This is a genomic window from Mesorhizobium sp. M2E.F.Ca.ET.219.01.1.1 (assembly GCF_004016445.2).
Taxonomy (GTDB): domain Bacteria; phylum Pseudomonadota; class Alphaproteobacteria; order Rhizobiales; family Rhizobiaceae; genus Mesorhizobium.
Genome location: NZ_SADT02000313.1, coordinates 1 through 269 on the forward strand (window position 1 = coordinate 1; position 269 = coordinate 269).

General features: G+C 68.0%; 1 protein-coding gene. It reads right to left on the reverse strand.

Annotated elements, in window-relative coordinates; translation table 11 throughout:
• A partial coding sequence (locus EN862_RS36530; RefSeq protein ID WP_193771659.1) for an immunoglobulin-like domain-containing protein occupies nucleotides 1–269 on the reverse strand: 269 nt, incomplete at both ends.

Below are 269 nucleotides of genomic sequence, written 5' to 3' on the forward strand. Positions count from 1 at the left end.
GACCTGGTAGCTCTCGCCATCGACATAGGGATCGTCGCCCTGCACCGCGAAGGCGGTCGAGACGCCGCTGGTGGCGCCGACCGCGATGGTGACGCTGGCGCCGTTGTCGAGGCTGATCACCAGGTCCGAGCCGGTGACGGCATTGGCGACATGGGCGGTGATCGTCGCCGTGCCGGCGCCCTCGTTGACGCTGACGTCGTCCAGCGTGATGGCGGTCGTGTCGATGGTGTCGTGCACCGTCACCGTCGCCTTGTCGGAAGTGTCGAGCG